At 40.4% G+C, this 25,178-nt stretch carries 21 protein-coding genes; 15 read left to right on the plus strand and 6 right to left on the minus strand.

Annotated features, from left to right (window positions below; translation table 11 throughout):
* Window positions 1–187 precede the first annotated feature (187 nt).
* The gene (locus IGI50_RS01930; protein WP_438775990.1) at window positions 188–3,673 is read left to right on the plus strand and encodes a MucBP domain-containing protein; all 3,486 of its coding nucleotides are present in this window, start codon (window positions 188–190) and stop codon (window positions 3,671–3,673) included.
* A 45-nt stretch (window positions 3,674–3,718) separates the two neighbouring features.
* Here the strand turns inward: IGI50_RS01930 and IGI50_RS01935 are convergent, their stop codons facing one another.
* Window positions 3,719–4,072 (minus strand): LytR/AlgR family response regulator transcription factor, encoded by a 354-nt coding sequence (locus IGI50_RS01935; protein ID WP_438775991.1) that lies wholly within the window; start codon window positions 4,070–4,072, stop codon window positions 3,719–3,721.
* A 27-nt stretch (window positions 4,073–4,099) separates the two neighbouring features.
* Between IGI50_RS01935 and IGI50_RS01940 the strand changes: the two genes are divergently transcribed.
* Together IGI50_RS01940 and IGI50_RS01945 are read left to right on the plus strand one after the other, a co-directional pair.
* Complete coding sequence (locus tag IGI50_RS01940) at window positions 4,100–4,279, plus strand: LPXTG cell wall anchor domain-containing protein (RefSeq protein ID WP_438775992.1); 180 nt, start codon at window positions 4,100–4,102, stop codon at window positions 4,277–4,279.
* Between the two features lie 24 nt (window positions 4,280–4,303).
* Window positions 4,304–4,612 (plus strand): DUF2089 family protein, encoded by a 309-nt coding sequence (locus IGI50_RS01945; RefSeq protein ID WP_218256528.1) that lies wholly within the window; start codon window positions 4,304–4,306, stop codon window positions 4,610–4,612.
* A gap of 119 nt (window positions 4,613–4,731) precedes the next feature.
* Here the strand turns inward: IGI50_RS01945 and IGI50_RS01950 are convergent, their stop codons facing one another.
* Window positions 4,732–5,787: a hypothetical protein gene (locus IGI50_RS01950; RefSeq protein ID WP_438775993.1), complete on the minus strand. Its 1,056-nt coding sequence runs from the start codon at window positions 5,785–5,787 to the stop codon at window positions 4,732–4,734.
* Between the two features lie 817 nt (window positions 5,788–6,604).
* Here IGI50_RS01950 and IGI50_RS01955 point away from each other — a divergent pair.
* From IGI50_RS01955 to celB, 9 genes are all read left to right on the plus strand, one after another.
* Complete coding sequence (locus IGI50_RS01955) at window positions 6,605–7,810, plus strand: glycine C-acetyltransferase (protein WP_218256530.1); 1,206 nt, start codon at window positions 6,605–6,607, stop codon at window positions 7,808–7,810.
* A 40-nt stretch (window positions 7,811–7,850) separates the two neighbouring features.
* Complete coding sequence (locus IGI50_RS01960; protein WP_218256531.1) at window positions 7,851–8,852, plus strand: NAD-dependent epimerase/dehydratase family protein; 1,002 nt, start codon at window positions 7,851–7,853, stop codon at window positions 8,850–8,852.
* A gap of 245 nt (window positions 8,853–9,097) precedes the next feature.
* Window positions 9,098–10,447 carry an APC family permease gene (locus tag IGI50_RS01965; protein ID WP_438775994.1) on the plus strand — a complete coding sequence of 450 codons (1,350 nt, stop codon included), beginning with the start codon at window positions 9,098–9,100 and terminating at the stop codon, window positions 10,445–10,447.
* 196 nt (window positions 10,448–10,643) lie between these two features.
* A complete protein-coding gene (locus IGI50_RS01970; RefSeq protein ID WP_438775995.1) occupies window positions 10,644–12,077 on the plus strand; it encodes a 6-phospho-beta-glucosidase in 1,434 nt (477 codons plus the stop codon).
* Between the two features lie 57 nt (window positions 12,078–12,134).
* Window positions 12,135–12,452: a PTS cellobiose transporter subunit IIB gene (locus IGI50_RS01975; protein ID WP_010747039.1), complete on the plus strand. Its 318-nt coding sequence runs from the start codon at window positions 12,135–12,137 to the stop codon at window positions 12,450–12,452.
* Between the two features lie 12 nt (window positions 12,453–12,464).
* Window positions 12,465–14,480: a BglG family transcription antiterminator gene (locus tag IGI50_RS01980; RefSeq protein WP_438775996.1), complete on the plus strand. Its 2,016-nt coding sequence runs from the start codon at window positions 12,465–12,467 to the stop codon at window positions 14,478–14,480.
* Window positions 14,481–14,492: 12 nt separating this feature from the next.
* Window positions 14,493–14,810 carry a PTS cellobiose transporter subunit IIA gene (locus IGI50_RS01985; RefSeq protein WP_010747037.1) on the plus strand — a complete coding sequence of 106 codons (318 nt, stop codon included), beginning with the start codon at window positions 14,493–14,495 and terminating at the stop codon, window positions 14,808–14,810.
* Between the two features lie 950 nt (window positions 14,811–15,760).
* Entirely contained in the window at window positions 15,761–16,270 is a 510-nt protein-coding gene (locus IGI50_RS01990) for a hypothetical protein (RefSeq protein WP_438775997.1), read from the plus strand.
* A gap of 14 nt (window positions 16,271–16,284) precedes the next feature.
* Window positions 16,285–17,658, plus strand: a complete 1,374-nt coding sequence (gene celB, locus IGI50_RS01995) for a PTS cellobiose transporter subunit IIC (protein WP_438775998.1) — start codon at window positions 16,285–16,287, stop codon at window positions 17,656–17,658.
* Between the two features lie 42 nt (window positions 17,659–17,700).
* On the opposite strand, the gene IGI50_RS02000 is transcribed toward celB, so the two are convergent.
* Both IGI50_RS02000 and IGI50_RS02005 read right to left on the minus strand, forming a co-directional pair.
* The gene (locus IGI50_RS02000) at window positions 17,701–18,135 is read right to left on the minus strand and encodes an acyl-CoA thioesterase (RefSeq protein ID WP_438775999.1); all 435 of its coding nucleotides are present in this window, start codon (window positions 18,133–18,135) and stop codon (window positions 17,701–17,703) included.
* 2 nt (window positions 18,136–18,137) lie between these two features.
* Entirely contained in the window at window positions 18,138–18,977 is an 840-nt protein-coding gene (locus IGI50_RS02005; RefSeq protein ID WP_438776000.1) for an NAD(P)H-hydrate dehydratase, read from the minus strand.
* Window positions 18,978–19,171: 194 nt separating this feature from the next.
* On the opposite strand from IGI50_RS02005, the gene pepV reads away from it, so the two are divergent.
* The 3 genes from pepV (at window position 19,172) to IGI50_RS02020 (ending at window position 22,621) form a co-directional block, all read left to right on the plus strand.
* Window positions 19,172–20,584 carry a dipeptidase PepV gene (gene pepV / locus IGI50_RS02010; RefSeq protein WP_438776001.1) on the plus strand — a complete coding sequence of 471 codons (1,413 nt, stop codon included), beginning with the start codon at window positions 19,172–19,174 and terminating at the stop codon, window positions 20,582–20,584.
* 132 nt (window positions 20,585–20,716) lie between these two features.
* Complete coding sequence (locus tag IGI50_RS02015) at window positions 20,717–21,637, plus strand: nucleoside hydrolase (RefSeq protein ID WP_438776002.1); 921 nt, start codon at window positions 20,717–20,719, stop codon at window positions 21,635–21,637.
* Between the two features lie 90 nt (window positions 21,638–21,727).
* Window positions 21,728–22,621 (plus strand): SDR family oxidoreductase, encoded by an 894-nt coding sequence (locus IGI50_RS02020; protein ID WP_438776003.1) that lies wholly within the window; start codon window positions 21,728–21,730, stop codon window positions 22,619–22,621.
* Between the two features lie 38 nt (window positions 22,622–22,659).
* Here IGI50_RS02020 and IGI50_RS02025 read toward each other — a convergent pair whose 3' ends face one another.
* Together IGI50_RS02025 and IGI50_RS02030 are read right to left on the minus strand one after the other, a co-directional pair.
* Window positions 22,660–22,995 (minus strand): hypothetical protein, encoded by a 336-nt coding sequence (locus IGI50_RS02025; RefSeq protein ID WP_218256541.1) that lies wholly within the window; start codon window positions 22,993–22,995, stop codon window positions 22,660–22,662.
* 242 nt (window positions 22,996–23,237) lie between these two features.
* Window positions 23,238–25,178: an FAD-dependent oxidoreductase gene (locus IGI50_RS02030; protein WP_438776004.1), complete on the minus strand. Its 1,941-nt coding sequence runs from the start codon at window positions 25,176–25,178 to the stop codon at window positions 23,238–23,240.

Genomic DNA, 25,178 nt, shown 5'->3' on the forward strand with positions numbered 1-25,178 from the left:
TTAATATAAAATCTTTAAAAAATGAATTATATTGAGTGGATTATTAATCGGTTAACGTCTAAATAAGGATGAAATAATCGACGAAAGACTAAATATAACTGATTTGTCGCTCGTAGAAAAGTGATTTATCAGCGAGTATTGTTTCTAAAAAATAACAATTGTTTTTAAAAAGAGTAGGGGGATACATATGAAAAAGAGAGGAATCATTTTAGTCAGTTTGATTGCGGGTATCTGTTTATCGATCCTATTTGGTGAGCGCGCTATGGCTGACGAAGTAGCGGTGGATACGATTGTCGAACTTCAGGATGCGGTAAAGAATGCACCGGAAAATCGCCGAGTTACTTTAAGCAATAGTTTTCCAACGGATATCACGGCAACGATCGGTTTAGTGGAATCAGCGTACGAGGTAGAGGTTGATGGCGAGGGAAAAACTCTTCAGTCTACGACAGCGAAGCAGTTATTTTCTTATAGTGGCGGAACTGGCAATGCGGCCTCAAGGCTGACCATTAAAAATTTTACTTTTGAAGGGTTGGGAAATAATACCCGCGCACTGACAGTCTCTGGGTATAAAGGTGAGTTCATTTTAGAGAATACGATCGTCAATAATTTTCGAGGCTATGATGATGGCAGCGCCTTTTACACTAGTGGAAATACGACGCTGCAAAATTGTACGTTTTCTAATAATGTGAACAATGCTTCTGGTTACTCAGGCGGAGCGATTGCTTGTAAAGGCTACTCGGCGAATTTCAAGGCGTACAATTCGAAATTTATCGGCAATCAAACCATGCAGGCGGGAACAGGAAATGTCGGCGGTGAAGGCGGAGCAATTTACTTCTTCCAACCAAGTGCATCAGCGAAGTTCACCTTCAAGAACAATTACTTTGAAGGCAATAAATCAGTTGAAGATGTATCAGGCGGTGGGAAAGCGAAACTTGCTGACGGTGGCGCGATTGCCTTCTTCAATACCGTTACAGGGACAGATATTTTATTTGAAGGCAATTCATTTGTTGGCAATGTAGCTGGGGACGATGGCGGGGCCATTCTGATCCAAACCAATGACAATATCGCCAGTGCTGCGACATTCATTAATAATACGTTTTATCAAAACAAAGCATTAGGGCAGGATCTTTCCTCAAATAATGGCGGAGCGATCCAGATTTATGCCAACGGTGGTTTGACTGAAGGAAGACGAGCCGCTGTTGATTACATCAATAACAGCTTTGTTGAAAATGAAGCGGCATATGACGGCGGAGCAATCGGCAGTTCAGGCTATGGCTTGAATTATTCAGCTGGACGTTACGCCAATAATTTATTTGTGGGAAATAAGGCCAGGGCAGCAAGTAAAAATAATATTGCAGATGGCAGAGTAGACGGTGCAGGAAACCTTGAATCGAACCTCGGCTATGATAATGGCACAGCGACTTCAGTCACGATGGAAAATGTTTTTGGCACAGCGCCGGTCGGCCTCGTAGAGAACTACAATAAGATCAAAGCAGGGACATCAAATGATGCGATCATTCTGCCAACGGTTCCAATAGCACCAGAGAAATTAGCAGATGATCAAGTAGAGAATTTGCGCAATGTCGCTGAAGACCAGCGTGGCTTGCCGCGAACGGCAAAGGCAGATATTGGTTCTGTAGAGATTGATTGGATCAAATATGACAGCAATGGCGGGATATTTGATTTGGGAACGGCACTTGCGAAATATGAAGGAACGATTTACTACGAAGGAACACAGCCCGAGACCTATTATCAAGTAGGGTATAAGGATTTGGCTCAAACGATCCCAGCGGGTACGGATCTGCATGCCACACGAGAAGGATATCAATTTGCGGGCTGGTCAAAGAATAAGGACGCAAAAGATCCAGATGCTGATTTAGCTGCCGGGCAATCTATTACGATACCAAAAGGGAATGAGACCCTGTATGCTGTTTGGAAAAAATCAGAGCCGGTGATCGTTCATTATATGACCTATGATGAAAACAAGCAGCTGGTTCAAATCAGTCCAGATGAAACGCTGACGGGTGCGTTGGGAGAAACCTACCACGCTCAAATTAAACAAATTGATGATTATGTCTTTTCTGGTGTGAAGGAAGGAGATTCCATTACGGGTATCTTCAGTGACGAGCCCAAGGAAATCACCTTGATCTATGCAAAATCTGCCAAGGAAAAAGGGATTGTGCTGGCACAGTATCAAGATGAGGCAGGAAAACCGTTGGCTGGTGATGAGCTGTCGACAGGAGAGATTGGCAGTGATTATACAACTGTCCAAAAAGATATTGATGGCTACACGCTGAAGGAGATAAAAGGGGATGCAACTGGCAAGTATGCGTCAGGCGTGGCTCAAGTTATCTATGTTTATACGAAAAATCCAGCAGCTCAAGGGAAAGTAACGGTTCATTATCAGGATGAAGAACAAAATCCATTAAGTGCAGATGTCGTATTAACAGGGGATGTAGAGACAATTTATACGGCAGAAGTGAAACCTTTTGACGGCTATGTTTTAAAAGGGATTGATGGTCAAGTCAGCGGGACATTTACCACGCAAGAACAGGAAGTGACATTGATCTATGCGAAGAAGGGCTCTGGAACTGAAAAGGGCGTCCTGATTGTGGAATATCAGGATGAAACAGGGCATCCGCTTCTAAATAGCGAAGTGACGATTGCTGAAGTTGGGGAAAAATATACAACGGTTCAAAAGGAGATCGACGGTTACGAATTCAGTGAAGTAAAAGGAAATGTAGAGGGTGAGTACATTGATGGAATCACCAAAGTCACTTATATCTATAAGAAGATTACGGAACCGATTGAATTAGGAAATGTCACGATTCAATACCAAGACGAAGCGGGTGATGAGATAGCGGAAAGTTTTACTGGAAAACAGCCGATTGGTACTCCGCTTCCTATTGAAAAACTAAATAAAGAAATCGCTGGCTACCAATGGAAGGAAGTCAAGGGATTAGACAGTGACGCAAGATACAAAAAAGAAGATCAGGTCATTACGGTTATTTACAAGAAGCAAAAATCACTCGTCATTGTCAATTATTTGACTGAAGAGGGCAAACAATTAGCGAAGTCGCTCTCAATGACTGGCGAAGTGGACTCGTCTTATCAAACTGAAGAAAAGAAATTCAAAGGGTACCGATTGAAAGAAAGGATTGGACAAGCTGCCGGAAAATACACGTTTGAACCTCAAGTTGTCACCTATATCTATACAAACAAAAGCACGATCAAGATTCAATACGTGGATGAGGCAGGCAAGGAGTTAGCACCTTCAGAACAGAAAGCAGGCATCATAGATGAAGCCTATGAAACAACCGCTAAGGATATTGAAGGCTGGACGGTTAAAGAAACACCGAAAAATGCGAAGGGAACGTATCAGGCAGAGGAACAAACCATTACTTATGTTTATGTAAAAGCAGCATCTAAAGAGGTGCCAGTGAGTGGAGGGAATAATCCGGGCAATGGTCAAGAAAATCCAGTTGCAGATGGGAGAACAACCACATATGGAACGACAAGAACCTTACCTGCTGCTGGGCAGCGCCAAGCAAGTACGAAGAAATTACCCGCTACTGGAGAAAAATACTCCGGCTCACTAATTCTGACTCTAACAGGGCTGGGAATCATCGTGCTTATCGGAAGGATGGAATTAAAAAGAATGAAGAAAGAATAAGTTGAAAAACCGCTGAAGGCGCAAGAATCCTTCAGCGGTTTTTTGTTAGGAACAATAAAGTAATTTGGATTGCAGCGATTTTAATTGTCCCTTTTTTCGAACGGCTACAGGAATTTCCACGCCGTTTTCTAGAGTAACCGAGGAAAAATTTTTGGCAATAGAGACAATCGCTTTTTTATGAATCAAGAAACTGCGATGACAGCGTAAAAAATTATCTGAGAGCTGCTCTTCCAAATTGTTCAAGGTGGTTTGATTGATCAGATACTGATCATTTCTAGTGTGAAGAGAAAGAACGTGTCCTTTATTGGAAGAAAAATACAGAATGTCATCAAGAATAAAGGAAGTGATCTCGTTTCCGGTATTCAATTTAATTGTTTGGCTCGTAGTTAAAGATGCCAAGCGCTGCTCAATCGTTTTTAAACAGGTATGAACGCGCTCGCGAATATCCCTGTTCGAAACCAAACGATAAATGGCGCGACCGAGTCAACGAAAAAGGAGCTTCCTAAGACGGGAAACACGATAAATTATCTGCTGATTTGGTGTGGTATAGCACTAATCATCGGCAGTATTACATTAATTAAAAAAACAACTATCGCTTGTAAATGATGTAGCGAAGAAAAGAGGTCTATAATGAAAAATGAACACATCCCTCGCTGGTTCTCAGAATTAAACGAGGAAGAAATCAATTTTGTAAAAAAATTTATTTTATCTTCCGGTTCAATTAAGGAGTTAGCGGGGACTTACTCAACCAGTTATCCGACCATCCGGAAAAAACTGGACAAGCTAATCCAAAAAATTCAAGTGAACGAACGAAAAGACAATGATACGGTCGTGAAATTGATCAATCAATTAGAAGAAGAAGGAAAAATCGACCAAGATATCGCCAAAACTGTCGTATTGGAATACAGCAAGTCATTGAATTGCTTGATTATTGACTGAGTATAATGAATATACCTCTCTTGAATGTTAGAGATTCTCTAGCATTCGAGGGAGCTTTTTTATTACTCAGTAGAAATGACCAAACGAAATAAACCCTGACAGCAGAGATTTCGTCTGTATTAAGTATTCCTTTTTAGCCAATCTTTGATCAGATTAAACCGATAGCCCTGCTTATTTGTACGTGGCTGGACTAATTTTGGTTTCTTAGTCGGTTCAACTGGCGGATTAGCGACTTCGACGGCATTATGATCCTTGACTAATGTAGAAGTTTTCTGACTGTTGCTAGTTGCTTTCGGAGGCACTTCAATAGTATCTCCCGCAGCTGGTTTTGCTAATATAAACTCTTCAGTTTCCTTCTTAGAAAAGGTCAACTGGAGATTTTCTAAGCTGTTCACTTCTGGATGCTCTGCTTGAACGATGGCTAGCAGCTCTGTTTCTGTTAACGTGCTTGGATCGAAGTCAGCTGCAACAAAGAGTTCCACAGATTCAGGATTTGCTGGTTCATTATCAAAAATTTGATCCACTTCTGCAAAATCATCCACTTCGAATGCTTCATCGTCGTAAGTATCTTTTTCGCCAGGACGATTGTTTTTGATAAGTTTGACAAATTTTCGTGTACCATCCGCTTTTTTGAAAATAGTCAAGGTGGTCAAAATCTTTAAAGTTCTCGCGGCTTGCGCTCTTGTTTTTGTTTCATCAGCATCTCGTAGCGTCAAGGTGTGCTTTTTACCATTCGCGTCTTCAAAGACTGAGACTAAACGGATGTCAAGATCGAGATTTTTTCGGGAACCAGTGTTGGGCGCTTCCAAAATTTTCTTATATAAACGAGCTTTTTCAGCATACTGCTGGTATTCCCGTTGATTGAGAAAGACTCGCTTAACGACGTTCTTCCACTCTGTCTTGGAAAAATAATCTTCAAATAGGATACAATATCTTCTCATGGCATCACAGGGTTTAGCTGTCATAAATATTTGTCGGATTAAGTCTTGGCAAATAAAAGCGAAGTCGCCGCAAACCAGCGCATTTCTTACCATGATTGCCACGGCATACTGGACGATGTCCGCAGCATTTTTTGAGTGCTCGAAATAAGCAATTATTTTAGCCTCTAGAGTCTCCTTCTTCATTGAAAATAATTGACGCTGACTTAAGGGGTTAGTCTGTACGATCTTTCTCATGTTTCTCTTCATCCTCTCTTCATTGTATACGGTTTCTTTTTCTTCATGAAAGTATCATACCGCTAAATAAGAAAGAAAACGAACTCAATTTTTATTAAAAAAATAAAAAAATTTCCCACTTAAGCTACAAAAATTTTTTTCAATAGGAAGTCAACAGACAGAGTATTTGAAAATAACATCCAAGCGAAATTCTCTCTCAGGATATTCTTTTCAAAAAAAAGAGAAGCAAGGGACAAAGTGAAACAATCGTTTTCTTCTGAATGATTTCTCTTTTTAGCAAAAATTCCTTCTTTTTTTGCCAAAATCGATCAGAAACTATGAAATTACGGTTTTATATGAAAATGGTAACGACTTTTATTTGTAAACGATTAGAAACAAGCAGAGACAGTAAAAAAACAGTATTTTTGTTTTTATTTAGAAATCGTCCCATAAATTGTGAGTAAAGTCGCGTAATAAAATAAGGACATAAAATTGTTGTATAAGCGTTTACATAAAAGTATGCCTTCTTTTAAATCATTTTTAAACGATCATTGTGAAATAGAACACGTTATATTTTGAATAGTTAAAAAAATAAAATAGTCTCATTTTCTCGCTCCAAAAACTAAATAATCGATAATTAAATAGAATCAATTAGAAAGATTCTAACTTTTATTATAATTCAAAGAATTGTCGAGGGTTAAAGTTGTAAACGTTATCAAAGGCGGCTAGACTAAGAGTGTAAATAAAGAAAGCGCAAACAATATCTTGAGTTGTTTAAATTTTAAAGACAAAAAATAACAACTTCGATTGCGCAATAATCGTATGGAGGAGAATCGTTATGAGTTCAAAAGTTCTTGACCAATTTCTTGAAACGAACTTGGAAGATCTAAGAGAAAAAGGATTGTTCAATACAATCGATGTGTTGGAAGGAAGCAATGGACCAATCATTACTGTTAATGGAAAGAAAATGATCAACCTTGCCTCTAACAACTATCTAGGATTTGCTACTCGCCCTGAGTTGATCGAAGCAGATGTGGAAGCAACGAAACATTATGGTGCAGGTGCTGGAGCAGTTCGGACAATCAATGGAACTTTAGACATTCACCAAAAATTAGAAGAAAAAATTGCGGAATTCAAAGGAACCGAAGCAGCGATTGCTTTCCAATCTGGCTTCAACTGTAACATGGGCGCTATTTCAGCGGTTATGAAAAAAGGTGATGCCATTCTATCTGATGAATTGAATCATGCGTCAATTATTGATGGCTGTCGTTTATCTGGTGCAAAAATTATTCGTGTGAACCACCAGGACATGGAAGATTTGGAAGCAAAAGCGAAAGCAGCGACTGAAAGTGGCGAATACAACAAAGTCATGTACATTACAGACGGCGTCTTTTCAATGGACGGCGATGTAGCGAAGATCCCTGAGATTGTTGAGATTTGTGAAAAATACAATGTCATTACTTATGTTGATGACGCTCATGGAACAGGTGTCATGGGTAAAGGTCACGGTACTGTAAAACATTTTGACATGCAGGACCATATTGATTTCCAAATGGGGACTTTATCAAAAGGAATCGGTGTTGTCGGCGGTTATGTCGCAGGTACGAAACAATTGATTACTTGGTTGAAATCACAAGCACGTCCATTCTTATTCTCTACTTCATTAACACCAGGAGCTGCAGGAGCATGTATCCAAGCCATCGATTTAATTGAGGAACATCCAGAATATGTGGACACACTTTGGGACAATGCCAATTATTTCAAATCAGAATTGGAACGTATCGGCTATGACATCGGAAAATCAGAAACGCCAATCACACCAGTCATCGTTGGGGATGAAAAACTAGCACAGGAATTCTCGAAGAAATTATTAGAAAACGGTGTTTATGTAAAACCAATCGTCTACCCAACTGTTCCATTGGGAACCGGCCGTGTTCGGAATATGCCAAACGCAGGTCATACAAAAGAAATGCTAGATGACGCAATCAAGGTATATGAAAAAGTAGGTAAAGAATTAGGCATCATCAAAGAAACCGTACAATAAAAAATACATTTAATACAAATAGAGAGAGGAAGTCACATCCATGAAAAAAGTATTAATCACAGGTGCATTAGGACAAATTGGTTCAGAATTAACTGAAAGATTACGTAACGATCTTGGGGTGAAAAATGTTATCTCAACAGATATCCGTACTGTTGAAGGCAGCCCAGTAGTAGAAAATGGTCAATTTGAAGAATTAGATGTAACAGACTACGACAGCTTTTTAGATGTTGCAAAACGTTATGAAGTGGATACGATCATTCATTTAGCCGCATTGCTTTCAGCAACCGCTGAAAAACGTCCAGCGTTTGCTTGGAACTTAAATATGACAGGGTTAATGAATGCGTTAGAAGTGGCACGTGAAATTGGACCTGAAACTAAATTCTTCGCACCATCATCTATCGCGGCTTACGGTCCAGACTGTGAACCAGACAACACACCGCAAGATACAGTGATGCATCCTACCACCATGTATGGGGTGACAAAAGTAGCGGGTGAATTATTAGAAAATTACTATCACACAAAATATGGTGTGGACACTCGTTCCGTTCGTTTCCCAGGCTTGATCTCCTACAAAGTAGAACCTGGTGGCGGTACTACAGATTACGCAGTAGACATTTATTATGAAGCATTAAAAAACAAATCTTACACATCATTCATCGATAAAGGTACCTATATGGACATGATGTACATGGATGACGCGATCGAAGGAATCGTGAAATTAATGAATGCGGATTCAAGTCGCCTGGAACACCGCAACTCATTCAATATTACAGCGATGTCCTTTGAGCCAGAACAAATTGCCGCATCGATTCGCCGTCGTATTCCAGACTTCGAATTAAACTATGATGTAGATCCAGCCCGTCAAGGAATTGCGAACTCTTGGCCAAACTCAATCGACGACAGTTGTGCACGGAAAGAGTGGGACTTCAGTCCAAACTTTGATTTAGATAAAATGACTGACGAAATGTTAGAAAGATTATCAGCGAAATTTAAGGCAGAAGGCGTCGAAACAAAAGTGTCCTTTGATAAAGTCAATTCATAAAAGGATGAGTATTTCTTAATAGAAAATGAGGGGTGACTAAGAAAAAAGGAAATGTTTAAAATAACGTTTCCCTTTTTCTTTCTCCATGTTAAAATAATGTCCGAACAAATGGAGGAAGTTATTAAATACTTGGTATAGCGCAATTTTTTTGTTTTATTTCTTTTATGTAATAACTTCAATTATTTGATTTGAAGCTCAAGTTAAGAAGTGAACAAACAGTCGCTTCGACATAAGGAGGAAAAATAATGGCAGTCGACCAACAAGAAATCGTTGGTTCACAACAAGGTGAACTAAAACGAACAATGACATTTTTCCCGGCCCTTTCGACAGTAATGGGTACTGTAATTGGTGCAGGGGTATTCTTTAAAGCAGCCAGTGTTGCTGCAGTAACAGGGTCAACCAGCTTACACATGTTGTCTTGGTTCCTAGGCGGATTAATCAGTGTCTGTGCTGGACTTACAGGTGCGGAATTAGCCGCAGCGATTCCCGAAACCGGTGGGATGTTGCGCTATATTGAACGCGCATATGGAGAATTTTGGAGCTTTTTACTTGGTTGGGCACAAGTAGTTATCTACTTCCCAGCAAACGTAGCTGCTTTAGCAATTATTTTTGCCACTCAGTTCAAGAACTTATTCGGTATGAGCGATGCAACGATCATTCCGATCGCAATCGTCGCTGCAGCGTCAATCATGTTAATCAATTTCTTAGGCTCAAAGGCCGGAGGAATGTTCCAATCGGTAACTTTAGTTTGTAAGCTAGTTCCTCTAGCATTGATCGTAATCTTCGGTTTGCTACGTCAAGGAGATGTATCTGTCAGCTTGTTCCCAGTTCAAGCGGGACCGGCTGTTGGTGGATTCGCTCCAGCATTAGGTGCCGGACTATTAGCAACAATGTTCGCTTATGATGGCTGGATTCACGTCGGAAATATCGCTGGTGAGTTGAAAAAACCTGCGCGTGATTTGCCTCGTGCTATCGCAGGCGGAATCTTAGGAATCATGGTTGTCTACTTATTGGTTCAATTTGCTTTCCTACGCACCATTGATATGTCTGCTTTAGCAGGAAACGAAAATGCTGCGATGGATGTTGCTGGAAAAATCTTCGGCGGCATGGGTGGTAAGCTAGTAACCATCGGTATCTTGATTTCTGTATACGGAACAATCAACGGCTACACAATGACTGGTATGCGTCTTCCTTATACAATGGGACTTGAAAAACAATTACCATTCTCTGATAAATTAGTGAAACTAAATAAAAACCATGTACCATACATTGCGGGTATCCTAGAATTAGTGATCGCTATCGGTATGATGATGGTCGGCGGTTTTGATATGTTGACTGACATGCTAGTCTTCGTTATCTGGATCTTCTACACGCTAGTATTTATCGCGGTAATCAAATTAAGAAAAACAGAACCAGATTTGGTTCGTCCATACAAAGTACCGCTGTATCCATTCATTCCTATCGTTGCAATTATCGGTGGTGTCTTCATCCTAGTGATGACCTTGATCAACCAATTCTCATTAGCAATGATCGGTATTGCGATTACAGCATTAGGAATTCCTTTCTACATCTATTTGAAGAAAAAATATAAATAAAAAATAAATCAATTTGATAAAAGCACCTAAGACAGAATTCTCTATCTTAGGTTTTTTTTTGCGTCAATCAGCTGTTTTTTTTCTATAGAAACTGCCGCAGCCAATAAATTGCCACAACGTTGTGGTAAAAGTCTAAGTTCTAAATGTAAACGCTACCGGCTATGATGAGGATAGAAAAGGAAAGGAAGGTAAATGTATGACAGGATTTCCAAAAGATTTTTTGTGGGGAGGTGCAGTAGCCGCTCATCAGCTTGAGGGTGCCTGGCAAGAAGATGGTAAAGGCATAAGTGTTGCAGATGTAATGACGGTTGGCGGGCCTGGGATTTCTCGAAGGATCACTGATGGGGTTCTTGAAGGAGAGTATTATCCCAACCATGAAGGGATTGATTTTTATCATCGCTATAAAGAAGACATCGCGTTGTTTGCTGAAATGGGCTTCAAATGCTTCCGCACCTCCATTGCGTGGACGAGGATTTTTCCAAAGGGCGACGAGGAAATACCAAACGAAGCAGGACTGAAATTTTACGATGATCTCTTTGATGAGTGTTTGAAATATGGGATCGAGCCTGTTGTGACACTTTCACATTTTGAGTTGCCGTATCATTTAGTGACCGAGTATGGTGGATTTGCCAATCGCAAGTTGATCGATTTCTTTGTGAAGTTCGCAGAGGTTTGTTTTAACCGCTATAAAGACAAAGTGAAGTACTGGATGACCTTTAATGAAATTAACAACCAAGCCAATTACAATGATCAATTTTTCCCATTTACGAACTCTGGAATTACCTACAAAGAAGGTGATGATCGCGAACAAATCATGTACCAAGCCGCTCATTACGAGTTAGTGGCCAGTGCAAAGGCTGTTCAAATCGGTAAAGTAATCAATCCAGATTTTGAGATTGGCTGTATGATCGCCATGTGTCCGATCTATCCTGCGACCTGTAAGCCCGCAGACGTTCTGATGGCACAGAAGGCAATGGAAAAACGCTATTACTTCACGGATGTTCACGTGCACGGCACTTATCCAGGTTACATGATGACATACTTCGATAGAAAAGGTTATGATTTAGATATAACACCTGAAGATTTAGCAGAATTGAAAAAAGGGACCGTTGATTATATCGGCTTCAGTTACTACATGTCCTTTGCCATCACGCATAAAGAGGAGAATGTTTATTTCGATTACCATGAGCAGGAGGATTTTGTCAGAAACGAATATATCGGTATCTCAGACTGGGGATGGCAAATCGATCCAGAAGGATTGCGTTATTCATTAAACTGGTTCACAGACCACTACCATGTCCCATTATTTATTGTGGAAAATGGTTTTGGCGCCATCGATGAAAAAGAAGACGATGGCAGCGTTCATGACACTTATCGAATCGAATATTTCCGCAATCATATCAAAGAAATGAAGAAAGCGGTCGTGGAAGACGGTGTTGATTTAATGGGATACACGCCTTGGGGCTGTATTGATTTAATCTCTGCTGGAACTGGCGAAATGAAAAAACGTTATGGCTTCATTTATGTGGATCGGGACAACGAAGGCAATGGAACCTTGGAACGGAGCAAAAAAGAGTCATTTGATTGGTTCAAGCAAGTCATTGCGTCAAATGGTGAGAATTTAGCTTAAAGAAGCTCCCTAATGATAGGGGAGATAAAAATAAGAACGAATAGGGAGGAAAAAACGATGAAAAAAGCATTAATTATTTGTGCCGGAGGAATGTCTTCATCAGTAATCGCAAAAAAAACAACAGAGAACTTACAAGGAAAAGGAGAAGAAATCCAAGTAGATGCGACGTCTCAATCGCAAGGAGCAAGTACGATTGCGAAGGATGAATATGATTTATACCTTGTTAGTCCGCAAACGAAGATGTACTTTGACAGCTTAGAAAAGAGTGCGAAGAAAGTTAATAAGCCGATTGTCAACATCCCGCCGCAGGCTTATGTTCCAATTCCAATGGGGATTGATAAATTGTCTAAAGTGATTCTTGAAAATATTGAGTAAAGGTTGAGAGCTATGTTGAGCAAACGAGAAACACAAATCCTAAAACTGCTTTTTGATCATAGGCACACGTATTTGACGAGCCAAGAAATTGCTTCGGGAATTGATGTTTCCAATCGAACAGCCAGAAAGTATCTGCATCTGCTAGAGGATGCATTGAAAAAGGAAGCTGTTGCAACCATCGACGCGAAGCAAGGAAATGGCTATCAGTTGAAAATTGAAGATAGCAAAAAATTTGATGTATTTTATCTGAATGAAGTAAAGGAACAGTCTACTTCAAAGGATATTACGACGATTCAGGAATCAAATGATCGACAATACTATATTTTAAACCGTCTTTTTTTTGAACAAAGTGCTGTTTACGTTGATGCAATCGCAGATGAGCTATTTGTTTCTCGCTCAACCATATCGAACGATCTAGTCGAAATTAAAAAACTGATCACACCGTATCAAATCGAGCTTCAAAGTAAAAGTAATAAAGGGATCTTCGTCGTAGGAAATGAACAGAATATCCGCCACTTTATTATGAATTACTTTTTTATGGATCGTTTGCATGACAATTTGTTTGCCTTTTCCATGTACGCGAATTTATTAGAAGGAATCAGTGTCGAGGAAATTGTCATTATTGTTTTAGATGAATGTCGGGAATCCCAATTAAAGCTTTCAGATTTCATCGTTTACAATTTAGTCCTCCATATCGGCTTAGCGATCAAACGGATTCAAAACGGCTTTTTGATGGATATCCAAGCGCCGATTGCTTTTGACGAGGATTCGATTGAATATCAAACCGCGTTGAAAATATTAGCGAGGATCGAACAGGCGATGGGGATCACGTTTTCTTCTGAAGAAGCGGATTTTATTGCTCTTCACTTGAAGAATAAAATTACCGCTAAAACGATTTTTCAAAAAGCGGATGCGACAGAGGCTGAAATTCGATCGCAATTGTTGGAAACATTGAAGGCGATTGACCAGGACACACCGTTTGACTTGGAACATGATACGATCTTAATTGATGGTTTGATGATTCACTTCATTCCATTGCTAACAAGGCTGCAGAACAACTCCAGTATTGAGAATCCCTTGCTGGAGGAAATCAAGTCGCAATATCCAGATTTGTATGAACTGACAGTCAATTACTTTTCCAAGATGCCTATATTTAGCTCCTATCGAATGACCGAAGGAGAGTGGGCTTATCTGGCTATCCACATAACAGCAGCGGTTGAACGCTACTTCAATGATCAAAAAACACATGTCTTAGTCATTTGTGCGACTGGGTTAGGCAGTTCTCAGATGATCAAAAATCGTTTAGAGCGAGAATTTGGTTCCAGAATTTTGATTGAAAAGGTCATCAGCTACTATGAGATTGCTGAGCAGGACCTCAGTCAGATTGATCTGATTATTTCATCCATTAATTTGGGAAATATTGTTTTAAACGCACCGATTGTTAATGTCAGTGTTTTTTTAGGGGAAGAAGACATTAAAAAGATCAATCATGAAATAAGCACTAAGGGCGGTCATTTCAATACCTGTGAGGAAAATAAGCAGGTCGAAATGGTGGAAGAAAAAGTTGAATTAATTAAGCGAAGTTTCCAATCAGAGCTGTTCTATTTTGCTGATAAAAGGCTAACAAAAGAAAAAGTTCTAAAAGAATTGATTGGCAAAATTGAAGCAGTTGAACAAAATGACTTGCAGGAAAGCTTTTTAAACCAGTTAAAGCTTAGAGAATCATACAGCTCGGTAGTATTTTCAGAATTTATGGCTGTTCCTCATCCAATCGAAGCACTGACCAATGAAGGTTATGTGGCGGTTGCAGTAGTTCCAGAGGGGATTGACTGGAGCGAAGAGTATCAAAAGATTCAATTGGTTTTCTTGCTGTCACCAGATAAATTAGGAAAGTTCGAGATAGACAAGGTTAGTCAAATGTTGGTAGAAATCATGGAAGATGATAGCTTCAGGAAAGCCTTAGCTTTCAGTGATACTTTTGATAACTTTATCAAAGCGTTTATTGATCAATTTGAAAAAACATCATAAAAGGAGAAAACAATGGACTCAGAAAAATTACAAGAAGCAGCATTTGAAATTATTTTGAGTAGTGGAGATGCTCGAACTCTTGTACATGAAGGCTTCAAAAGTATGCGTGAAGGAAATTATGAAGAAGCTGAGGTACATTTGAACGAAGCAAATGATTCACTAGTCAAAGCACACAAAGCACAAACAGAACTCTTACAGCAATATGCCAGCGGAGAAAAAATTGAAATGGAAATCATCATGGTCCATGCACAAGATCACCTGATGACCACCATGACACTCCGAGAAGTGGCAATCGAGATGCTGTCTTTGTATCAAAAAGTCGCTCAATAAGAGACGATCAGTCTTTTACTACCAATAAGGATATCAGTTCTGCTTTTCGCAATAAATAAACGTGCAATTCGCAGACAACAAATTTCAACAAGTCAAAGTATAAACACTTTAGCAGAATGATATACGGCATGAGAATAAACCTGATTTTTTGAAAAAAATCAATACCTTAATACGAATAAGGATGTCAGTTCTGCTTTTCGCAGTAAATAAACGTGCAATTCGCAGACAACAAATTTCAACAAGTCAAAGCACAAAGACTATAGCAGAATGATATACGGCATGAGAATAAGACATATTTTTTGAAAAAAATCATTACCTTAATACGAATAAGGATGTCAGTTCTGCTTTTCGCAGTAAATAAACGTGCAATTCGCAGACAACAAATTTCAACAAGTCAAAGTACAAACACTTTAGCAGAATGATATACGGCATGAGAATAAGACAGATTTTTTGAAAAAAATCAATACCTTAATACGAATAAGGATGTCAGTTCTGCTTTTCACAATAAATAAACGTGCAATTCGCAGACAACAAATTTCAACAAGTCAAAGTACAAACACTTTAGCAGAATGATATACGGCATGAGAATAAGACATATTTTTTGAAAAAAATCATTACCTTAATACGAACAAGGATGTCAGTTCTGCTTTTCGCAGTAAATAAACGTGCAATTCGCAGACAACAAATTTCAACAAGTCAAAGTACAAACACTTTAGCAGAATGATATACGGCATGAGAATAAGACAGATTTTTTGAAAAAAATCATTACCTTAATACGAATAAGGATGTCAGTTCTGCTTTTCGCAATAAATAAACGTGCAATTCGCAGACAACAAATTTCAACAAGTCAAAGTACAAACACTTTAGCAGAATGATATACGGCGTGAAAATAAGACAGATTTTTTGTACAAAAAATCAATACCTTAATACGAATAAGGAGAGAACATACAATGGATAAGGAAACTGTTAGTCAGTTAAAAAAAGAAACAGCATTGAAAAACTTTAGATACAATCGCTTTCTTTTACTTAGATATTTATTGGCCGGATTTTTCTTTACCAATTTATATTGGTTGCTTTCTTTAGTCATGAGTAAAAGTTTGTGGGCCTTGCTGCCGCTGGGATTAATTGTACTTTCAGTCCCTGCTATTGCAGAACATTTACGTCTGTATGGCTATCCATCCGACGATGTTCGTGATCAACTAAAATGGCACCGCTTTTATCAACGAACGCAACTGGCGGTAAATGGTATTTTGTTACTATCTGTTTTAACTAACTTGGGATTTTCACAAGTCTTCCCATTTTTTACCAATAATACAACGAGTAAAGGTTTTGTCAGCTGTATATTGATTGTCGGAATCCTGTTGTCAGGAATTATTTTGAAAAGAATTAACAGCATTTATAGTCAAAAAGATAAACACGCTTCATACATTACAGAATTCAGCAAACTAAATAATAAATAAAGGGTGATTAAAAAATGGACGGATCAAATAATAAAGTATTTGCTTTCTTAGAGAAAAACCTGATGGGCCCGATGGGGAAAATCGCTTCACTTAAAGTAGTACGTGCCATCATGGGCGCTGGGATGGGCGCTATTCCCTTTACGATTGTCGGTTCAATGTTCTTGGTGTTCAATATTCTGCCAATGACTTTCCCGTTTCTAGAAGATATCTTCAATGCGACATTTTTCAAGTTTAGTGATCTTTATATGCTAGCCAACAGTACAACAATGGGGATTTTGGCCTTATACTTCTGTGTTGGTTTAGGGTATGAATACACCAAAATCATCGCGGAAGAAGATGATTTGAACATGGCACCGATCACAGGTGCATTGCTATCAATGTTTGCCTTTTTCCTTTCTATTCCTCAATTAGTGTTAGACAACGGTACAGTGGTTCGTTTGACTGATGCAAAACAAAACATTATTAACGGTTGGGCAATTGGCGGCGACGGTGTCACACGTTTAGGAACAGTTGGTATCTTTACTGGAATTATCATGGCGGTTATTGCCGTGCAGCTTTATCGTTTGTGTGTATCGAAAAATTGGGTCATCCGCATGCCTGAGCAAGTTCCAGAAGGAGTGTCTAGAGCCTTTACAGCATTGATTCCAGCATTTGTTGTTGCTTTTGTTATTCTAATCATTACAGGTGTATTGGTCTTCTTTAATACAGATATTTTCCAATTGATCGCGATTCCATTCGGCTTCGTTACGAACCTGACCAGCAGCTGGATTGGTGTTATGGTCATCTACTTCTTGATCCATGCATTGTGGATCGTGGGGATTCATGGGGCTAACATCATTTCTTCCTTGATTGCACCGATTACTTTAGGAAACTTGGCGTTGAACGCTGATGGTGCGCATATCCCATTAGCAGGGGAATTCCAAAATGCCTTTGTAACGATTGGTGGATCTGGTGCGACATTAGGTCTATGTATCTTCTTAGTTTACATGGCAAAATCAGAACAATTAAAAGTGTTAGGAAAAGCAGCGATCGTTCCATGCTTGTTCAATATCAATGAACCATTAATCTTTGGTATCCCATTGATCTATAATCCATTTATGGCGATTCCATTTTTCTTAGCTCCGATGGTTTCAGCATCAATTGCTTATTTTGCAATTCAATTAGAATTGATTCGTCCAGTAATCGCCAACATGCCTTGGCCTTCACCCGTGGGTGTTGGTGCCTTCATCAGTACCGGGGGTGACTGGAAAGCAGCGATTGTCGCAATTATCTGTGCGGTTTCAGCGTTTGTCATTTACTTGCCGTTTGCTCGTGCCTACGACAAGAAATTGGTGGATGAAGAATCAACAGTTAGCGAAGAAGCAGCTGGAGAAAGTATTTCAGCATAATGAAAGTAAAATAGCCACTGGCAAGTTGCCGGCGGCTATTTTTTATGCTTCTTCTTTTGTTGTTTCGTAATATTCTAAAAATAGTTCATGCAGGGCAGGATGTGTTTTTCTTAATTGGACTAAACGGTTGGTTTCGTAGGACATGAAGCAATGTTGACTTGTTCCTGTTGTGACCAGCTTGTCTCCATTGTATACTCGATACTCAAAATCTAAGCGTGTACCGGTATATTTCGTTACGACCGGTTTTATTAGAATCTCATCGCCAAAGCGGACCATTTCCTTATACTCACAGCTGACGCCTAGTACAGGGATCATGATACCGTCCGCTTCAATTTTTTCAAAAGGATAGTCCATAAAGGTCAACGCATCTACACGGGCTTCTTCAAACCAGCGAATGTAATTGGAATGATGGATGATGCCCATCTTATCTGTTTCATAGTAAAAGGGCTTGCGAGCATAGCCAGGATATTTTTTCATAATTAGTTCCTTTCGGTTGCGAATTTTTTCATGTAGCGAGGCAATGCTTCGCTGATCAAAGTAGGTAAAACTACGTAGTTATCTTTTGCTAAGGTGTCGCCAATCAAACTGTGAAGATAAACGGCTGCGGCAATCGTATCCGTATTTTTTTCAAATTGAGCCAAGAAACCAGTAATCATTCCGGCTAGGGTGTCGCCGGTTCCGCCAGTTGCCATTCCTGGATTGCCAAGGGGATTCTGATAATAGGCGATCGCTTCATCATAGATGGTTGTTCGGTGACTCTTCAAGACGATCTTAGCTCCTAACAGGGCTTGTTTCGCACGATTGTTTTCATCCGTTTGATCAACAAATTTGAGACCGCTAAGGCGTTCCCATTCCGCTAAGTGAGGAGTGAACACCGTTTGATCAGGGAATTTCAGCGATAGGCTATAGTCACTAAACAGCGTGATGGCGGAACCATCGATCACCAGCCATTGCTGCTCCTGCTGATTTTTCAACACCCACTTTAGCAGTGTCAAGGCTTCCTTTTCAAGACCTAAACCAGGCCCTATTAATATGACGTCTGCTTTTTTTAGTATTTGGTAAATCGTTGTCAGCTCAGAAAAGTCCAGCACCATCGCTTCAGGTAACCGAGTATGAAGCGGGGCGTGATTTTTTTCAGCAGTGATGACCGTGGTCAGTCCGGCACCGCTTTTGATACAGGCTTCGGCACTCATAATGATTGCTCCACCGTATTGTTGATTTCCGCCAATTAAAGCGACTCGCCCAAAGGTTCCTTTATGAGAAATCTCTGGTCGTTTCGTAATTACTTTATGCAAAATCTCTTCGTTAAGTTGGACCATTTAAGCACCTGCTTTCATTAACTATATTATAGTAGTCATTTTTAATGGAAATAGCTAAGAGAAAATTCACTATGGGTATCATTATAAGGGAAAAAGGAGAGTCTGTCCTAGCATTTCTTAAAGAGTTTTCATTTTTATTCTATGGAATAGAATGCTATCATTATAGTGGTTTTAATTAAAGGAGGAATCTTTCAATGACAATCGATTTTAAAAAAGAAGTCGAAGCACGCAAAGACGATCTATTAGCGGATCTATTCACTTTATTGCGTATTAAAAGTGAACGTGAAGACGACAAAGCAACCAAAGAAGCACCATTCGGACCAGGACCAGTGGAAGCATTAGAAAAAATGCTTGAAATCGCAGAACGCGATGGCTTCACAACAAAAAATGTCGACAACTATGCCGGTCATTTTGATTACGGTGACGGCGATGAAACCTTAGGGATTTTCGGTCACTTAGATGTGGTACCTGCTGGCGACGGTTGGGATTCAGATCCTTACGAACCAGAAATTCGCGAGGGTAAATTATATGCTCGTGGTTCAAGTGATGACAAAGGCCCATCAGTTGCGGCTTACTACGCGGTAAAAATTATCAAAGAGTTAGGCTTGCCAATCTCTAAAAAAATCCGTTTTGTCTTCGGTACGGACGAAGAAAGCGGCTGGGGAGATATGGACTACTACTTCGAACACGAAGAAAAACCTGACTTTGGTTTCTCACCAGATGCTTATTTCCCAATCATCAATGGTGAAAAAGGAAATGTCACAATGATTCCACATTTTGATGGAACAAATGGAACTTCTTATGTTTTAGTAAGCTTCGAAGCGGGTCTTCGTGAAAACATGGTTCCCGGTAATGCGGTCGCTGAAGTGAAAGTTGCAGATGCAGACGCTGCTGAAAAATTAGCGAAAGATTTTGCTGATTATGTAGAAAACAACCCAGTCAGCGGAAAAGCAGAAGTATCTGGTTCAACGGTTACTTTACACTTAGACGGAAAAGCAGCTCATGGTGCTAGTCCTCAATTAGGAACAAACGCTGGGACCTTCTTAGCAGTTTTCTTGAATAACTATGAATTCGATAAAGGTGCAAAAGCCTTCATCGAAAACAGCGCAAACGCTATTCATGAAGATGTCTATGGAAAGAAACTAGGCGTTGATTTCAACAATGAAAAAATGGGCGAATTGACTATGAACGCTGGAATCTTCAGCTTCAAAGATGGTCAAGATAACGACAACCATATTACCTTGAACTTCCGTTACCCTAAAGGAACGACAGCGGAAGACATCAAAGCAAAATTAGAAGAACTATTCGGTTCAGACGTGAAGGTGACACAAGGAGGGCATCACATGCTTCCTCACTATGTGCCAGCGGATGATCCATTGGTAGCTACTTTGCTAGATACCTTCGAAGAACATACAGGAATCAAGGGAGAAGAAAAAGTGATCGGCGGCGGTACATTCGGTCGTTTACTAGAACGCGGTGTTGCCTACGGCGCTCAATTCCCTGGCTTTGAAGATACGATGCACCAAGCAAATGAATACATGTCTGTTGAAGATATCTTAAACTCTGCAGTCATTTATGCAGACGCAATCTATCGTTTAGTAAAATAACCCTAGAAGAGAATGGACCTCGCATTTTTGAATGTGAGGTCTTTTTTGTGGACTCAACTCTGATAAATTGGCGTAAAAATGAAACCTGTTGTATGATTTTTTGAGAATGTTTTATTAGAAAGAAGGCTGAACATGAATAAAAGATCGATTATTTTAAGTACAGATCCAGGAATTGACGACGCAGTAGCGATTGCGTTGGCACTCTTTAGTGAAGAGCTGGATGTAAAGCTTATTTGTCCAATTTTTGGCAACGTTAGCTTAGAGAATACCAAAGCCAATACAGAAAAGCTGCTGACTCTCTACAAAAAGACACCGCGTGTTGTTTTAGGCAGCTCGCGTCCACTAGTAAGAGAAGCGATCAATGCCAGTGAGATTCATGGAGAATCTGGAATGGACGGATATGTGTTTCCTGAGGCGAAAATTTTTGCAGAGGAGACCCTGACAGCTGTTGCGGCCATGCATGAGGTGGTGAGTAAGGAAGAAAAAGTAACCTTAGTGGGGATAGGTCCCTTAACGGATATTGCCTTGTTTCTTCATCTTTATCCGCAGGATTTAGCGAAAATTGATCAGATTGTTGTGATGGGCGGCAGCTTAGGACGGGGAAATTATGGCGTGCTGTCTGAGTTTAACTTCGCCGCTGATCCTGAGGCGGCAAAAATCGTCTTCAACAGCGGCGTTCCAATTCAAGTAGCACCCCTAGAAGTTGGAGACCAAGCGAAGATTATGCCGAAGGTTGCGGATCAGATAAGACATTTTGGTGAAATTGGCGAAATGATTTATCAGCTATTTACCAAATACCGCAGCGGCAGTTTTGATGCGGGGCTAAACATGTATGATGCTTTGGCAATCGCTTTGCTCGTAAAGCCGGAAATCTTTGAGTTGGTAACAACAAGGGTGGAGATCGAAACCTCCCCGAGTTTAACTTATGGGGCCTCACTCGTTGATTTACAAAACTACTTAAATTTACCGGCGAATGCAGAAGTGGCTGTTAAAGTTGATCCAAAGGAATTTGAACAATGGTTTATTGAAGCCTTCGCGAAAACAGCGAGGTAAAAATCGCTTTAATCTCTTTTCTTTCGAGCAAAATATTATCGCTTTTTGAAACTATCGCGTAGTGTAGTAGATAGAAAGTGAGGAGATACGATGAGCGAACCAAACTTAATCGATCCAAGAAACCTATTTCATGGGAGTAAATTTAAGAAGCAAGATCAAGACACTCCTGCACTGCAAGACGATATGATGCCTAAACCAGATTGTGGGGAAGACAGTTATGTCGGAAACAAGAAATTAGAAAATCGCAGAGTACTGATTACTGGGGGAGACTCCGGTATTGGCCGTGCAGCGGCTATTGCATTTGCAAGAGAAGGTGCGGATGTTGCGATTCATTATTTCCCAGGCGAAGATAGAGATGCGAAGGAAGTCGCGGAGTATGTTGAAAAAGCTGGGAGAAAAGCATTGCTTTTACCGTACGATTTACGAGAAGACCATGCACCAAAAGAAATGGTTGCTAAGACAGTCGAAGCCTTTGGCGGATTGGACACATTGGTCTTAAATGCGGCGCAGCAAATTTCACGTGAGTCTATTGAAGAATTACCTGTGAAGCAGGTTGAAGATACCTTCAAGGTAAATATTGTTTCTATGTTTGCGATTGTACAGGAAGCGTTGCCTCATTTACCGGCAGGCAGCAGTATTGTAACGACAACCTCTGTTCAAGCGTTCAATCCAAGCGATCATTTGATGGATTATGCGTCAACAAAAGCGGCAATTGCGAACTTCACTGTTAGCTTAGCCAGTCAATTAGCAAAAAAAGGAATCCGTGTGAACGGTGTAGCGCCAGGTCCAATCTGGACACCATTGCAATTGGATCATGGACAGCCAAAAGCGGCGTTGCCTGAATTTGGTCAAGATTCATTGCTAGAGCGAGCAGGACAGCCAGCAGAATTAGCACCAGTATATGTCTTTTTAGCATCAAACGATGCAAGCTACGTGACATCACAAATCTATGGTGTAACTGGCGGCGAGCCGATCAACTTATAAAAAATAGCGTATGCCGATGATTTTGGCATACGCTATTTTTATTCACTAATGATACGATCAATGCTTAAAACAGCGCCAGTTTTAGCATCTGCTTTAAATTCATACGCAACCAATTGATTGTCTTCGGTGCGGGTAATTCCACCCGAAAGAACATCCATTGTGATGGCGAATTTCTGCATATGCTCGGTATCAAAAGAAATCCAGGAGCCTTCGATCGGCCCTTCCTTTAAAAAGGCAGCTTTGATTTGATCTAAGACTTTATCTGGGGACATTTTTTGTTTTTTTCTGTAATAATGGTTCGCCGCAATCCCGGCAGCTAATCCGATTGATGAGCCGATAGCGAGACCTTGGGCGAACTTTTTCGTTTTCTCCATAATATAGATTCCTCCTCAATTACTAGTGATCGGTTCTTACTCCTATGTGTCAGCCATAATAGAATGGATGATGACACACCCCATTCTGTGTCCCTCTTATTTTACCATTCTTACAAACAAATTTGAAAAAGATACGTCATTATTCTTTTATTAATAGAGAATTCTGAGGCAGCTTAAGAAGGACACAGCAAAAAGAACCAGTGAGCCTTCTAATCACTGATTCCTTTTGTGAAATGGATACACTAAATCGAGCTTCCGGCATAGAAGCCGTCGCGGATAGCATCTCCTATTTTCCCTATTTTATTACTGTCTCCTAAAACACGTGTTTTTGTGTGATATTTTTCTTTGATGCTGTTGACGGTAGACAAATTAGGCTTCATTCCAAAAGCATTGATCACTGTATCAGCCGCTATTTTTTCAGTTGTTCCATCTGCTTTTTCAATCAATACACCAGCGCTGTCGATTTTGGTCACTTTTGCTTGCGTGATCATGTTGACATTGTTTGCAGCTAAAGCATTCATCAAAGAAATCCGATTGATAAACATGGCATCTTCGGCACAATTTTCTTTCATTTCTATGATCGTTACTTGTTTGCCCATCTCTGAAGCAATCTCTAAAGCACCGTCACAGCCTGTCGAGCCACCGCCGCAGACGACAATCTTATCTCCAGCGATCAATGACTCATCCTGATGACATTCAACCATCGTCGCGACATTTTCTGAGTCGATCCCTGGAATTGGAGGAACAAGAGGCTGTGCCCCACACCCAACAAAGATCTGATCGCAATCCTTTAGAATCGGATCATCTGGACTAACGAAAGTATTTAAGCGAACATCGATCCCTAGTTTTTCCATTTGTGTTTCGTACCATTGACTTAATAGCTGGATGTTCACTTTAAATTTTGCGGTTGCAACATCACGCATCATCCCGCCTAATCTTGGACTGGCTTCATATAGAGTCACATCATGCCCCCGAAGCTTAGCGACTCTAGCAGCTTCCATACCAGCAGCCCCACCACCGATAACCACAATTTTTTTAGCCTGTTCTGCTGTTTCCAATTTAAATCGGCGTTCTTCCATCGCCTGAATGTTCACTGAGCAGCCTAGCTTCGTGTGGTTGTTCCAAATTCTTCCGATACAATTTTCATTACAGCGTAGACAAGGTCGAATGTCTTCTCGATTTCCCGCTAATAGTTTATTTGGTAAGTCAGGATCAGCGATCAATCCCCGACCGATCATGGCAAAATCGGCGGTTCCTGACTGAATCAATTCAACAGCGGATTCAGGATTGTGGGTCCCCGCGTTCAACAAAGGAACAGAAACGGCCTTGCGCGCAGCGTCAGTAACATAAGACATACAAGACTCACCTAAATAAGAAGGTGGGAAGATGTAGTCTAAGGTTTCATAGCAACCTGCGTCAATATCAAAAGCATCGACGCCTTCTTCTTCTAACAGTTTAATCAGAGGAATCGAATCCTCTAACGTTCGACCGCCTTCAAAACGATGATCCAACGAAATTCTAAAGAGAATCGGCAGCTCATTTCCGACCGCCTTCCGAATGGCTTGAATGATCTCTCTAGGGAAGCGAGCAAAATTTTCTGGCGATCCGCCATATTCATCCGTCCGCTTATTCCAGACAGGGGACATGAATTGATCCACCAAATAGCCTGCGTGGGCATGAATCTCAATTCCGTCAAATCCTGCGTCTTTTGCTAAACCGGCTGCAAAGCTAAAGCCATCCATGACCGCTTGAATATCCTCCTTCGTCATTTCACGACAGGGAACATTTGGATCGAAGGTAGAAGGAATCGGAGAGGCAGACATAGGCGGTCGACCTAAGGTATCTGGAAAGGCATTTCGTCCGGTTCCACAAGTAATCTGACAAATTACCTTCGTCCCATAACGATGGACAGAGTCACATAAAGAAGTTAGTGCTGGAAGTACGGTAAAAGAATCCAAGGTTCCTTCCATTGAGCCCTGAGCGATTTCTTCATTTAACGGCTGACAGCCAAGAATAATCATTCCCGCCCCACCTTTTGCTCGTTCAACGAAGTAATCGATTTCTTGTTCATCTTTTCTTCCGCTGGCAAAGGCTGAGTTCGTTCCCATCGGTGACATCACGATTCGATTTTTGACTTCCATCGTCCCGATTTTAAAGGGTGTGAAAAGAGCATCATAGTTCAT

The organism is Enterococcus sp. DIV0170 (assembly GCF_051710765.1).
In the GTDB taxonomy this organism is placed as follows: domain Bacteria; phylum Bacillota; class Bacilli; order Lactobacillales; family Enterococcaceae; genus Enterococcus_A; species Enterococcus_A raffinosus.